We start from the raw sequence: 1,023 nt of genomic DNA, 5'->3' as shown, positions 1-1,023 counted from the left end.
CAAGCTAGGTGTCTTTGCTACAAACCTATACGCAGACCAGGCAATCCTCTCGTCGTCAGCCCACTACCTTTGGGTGGTCAAGTACACGTCCACGATGAGGTCAGACATCAACTATTCACCGTCGGATGTATTCGAGACCTTTCCCCGCCCTCACAGCACTGATCGCCTCGAAGCGATCGGGCGCGTCCTGGACGAAGAGCGGCAGGAGATCATGCTCCGCTCGGGGCTCGGGCTGACGAAGCTCTACAACCGCGTCAACGACTCCGACGTCAGAGGGGATACAGACATCGACAGGTTGCGAGAGATCCATGCCGAGGTGGACTCCGCAACGGTGGCGGCCTATGGCTGGGAAGATCTCGCTGTACGCCACGGCTTTTATGCCTACCGGCAGCTGCAACGTTGGTCCCTGGATCCTGCGGTACGCGTCGAGGTCCTTGACCGACTTCTGAATCTGAACCAGCGCCCCGCCCGTGACCCCCGGCGGGGCTCAGACTAGAGGGACGCTGGGTGCCAGGGCCAGGGCCTGTCTGTCTGTCAAGTCAGGCTTCTCGGTTGGTGCGTCGGTGGTTCTCCTCCAGAAGGCGGTCGAGAAGTTCTGTCCGGGCAGTCGGGCTTACGGTCCAGCGCATCGTTTGCCGGTAGCCATGGATGCCGTGCTGCAGCCTGATGTCGCGCCATCCGTAGGCCTCGACGACAGCATGATCGAGATGTACATGCAGTTCGCGTAGACGGTCAACATCCTCGTCACCGCGCACCTCGGCGTCGTTGACCCGGTTGTAGAGCTTCGTCAGCCCGAGCCCCGAGCGGAGCATGATCTCCCGCCGCTCTTCGTCCAGGACGCGCCCGATCGCTTCGAGGCGCCCGCTAAGCGGCGGGCGCGGGAAAGTCTCGAATACGTCTGACGGTGTATAGCGGGGATCGTTTCTCATGCCGGAGCCATACGTGATTGCCCAGATTTGATGCAAACTCGATGACAGGACTGCCTGGAGACCGTACTCATCGGTGGCGAACACCCCGAGCATA

2 pseudogenes are annotated in these 1,023 nt (G+C 61.1%); one reads left to right on the top strand and one right to left on the bottom strand.

The annotated features are described in order from the left end of the window. Positions 1 to 496 (top strand): annotated as a pseudogene (locus C8K30_RS30150) (SAM-dependent DNA methyltransferase); the annotation flags it as partial. Between the two features lie 43 nt (positions 497 to 539). On the opposite strand, the pseudogene C8K30_RS30145 reads toward C8K30_RS30150, so the two are convergent. Beyond that, positions 540 to 1,023 (bottom strand): annotated as a pseudogene (locus tag C8K30_RS30145) (SAM-dependent DNA methyltransferase); the annotation flags it as partial.

Source organism: Promicromonospora sp. AC04 (genome assembly GCF_003058225.1).
In the GTDB taxonomy this organism is placed as follows: Bacteria; Actinomycetota; Actinomycetes; order Actinomycetales; family Cellulomonadaceae; genus Promicromonospora.
This window is presented reverse-complemented; position numbering and strand designations above follow the sequence as displayed.